The sequence below is a fragment of the Galbibacter kalidii genome, assembly GCF_026241135.1.
Taxonomy (GTDB): Bacteria; Bacteroidota; Bacteroidia; order Flavobacteriales; family Flavobacteriaceae; genus Galbibacter.
In genome coordinates this window covers 1-514 of the sequence record NZ_JAPFGA010000108.1, presented here as the reverse complement: position 1 = coordinate 514, position 514 = coordinate 1, and the positions used below count along the sequence as shown (strand labels likewise).

Below are 514 nucleotides of genomic sequence, written 5' to 3'. Positions count from 1 at the left end.
CGCGCTGGGAGATCCCGCGCAGGGTGCGCAGGGCCCGCAGGCGGGCGCCCACATCGTCCGACATCCGGATGTCCTCTTGTTCAGACGGTGGCCGTCGTCCGGGCGCCGCCGGACGACGAGCCTCCCGTTGCGTCTCAGCAGAGCGCGTCGAGCTTCTCCTTGAGAAGCGCGTTGACCTGCTGGGGGTTGGCGGTGCCGCGGGAGGCCTTCATCACCTGGCCGACGAAGTAGCCGATCATCTTGCCGCGCTTGTCCGGCTCGGCGTCGCGGTACTGGGCCACCTGGGCGGGGCTGTCGGCGATCACCTGGTCGATCATCGCCTCGATGGCGCCGGTGTCGGTGACCTGCTTGAGGCCCTTGGCCTCGATCACCTCGTCGGCGCTGGCCCCCTCGCCGTTCCACAGGGCCTGGAAGACCTGCTTGGCCGCCTTGCCGTTGATGGTATCGTCCATCACCCGCCCGATCAGTTCGCCGAGCGCCTCGGCCGAGACGGGGCTGTGCTGGATCGGCAGGC

Annotated in this window: 1 protein-coding gene; it reads right to left on the bottom strand. The window is 69.6% G+C overall.

What is annotated here, in order from left to right; genetic code table 11:
* Nucleotides 1-134: 134 nt before the first annotated feature.
* Nucleotides 135-514 (bottom strand): Asp-tRNA(Asn)/Glu-tRNA(Gln) amidotransferase subunit GatB (locus OOZ15_RS20115; protein ID WP_265958208.1); only part of this gene is annotated, 380 nt, incomplete at its 5' end.